General features: G+C 41.4%; 1 protein-coding gene. It reads left to right on the top strand.

Features of this window, described 5'->3' with window-relative positions; translation table 11 throughout:
* Positions 1–244: hypothetical protein (locus tag RAD04_RS39060; RefSeq protein WP_461628019.1), on the top strand; the 244-nt coding region annotated here is incomplete at both ends.

Below are 244 nucleotides of genomic sequence, written 5' to 3' on the forward strand. Positions count from 1 at the left end.
GAAATTGATAAAGCCCGACAACAATTTGCTTTGCTTGAGGCAATGGTAGAGAAAATTGAAAGCTTTTCCCGGACGTCAAAGAATCTCATGCAGATGGATTTTTTATTGTTTGGGATTAATACGGATGATACTCGCGATAGTGATAGTGAGGATCGCTTAACGGCGCTGCAGGATGAAAGCGAATTTGATAAGGCACGTATAGAACTAGAACAGCAGTACCTTCAAATGCAGGAGCAATCAGCTT

The sequence above is a fragment of the Bradyrhizobium sp. 25ACV genome, from assembly GCF_054863005.1.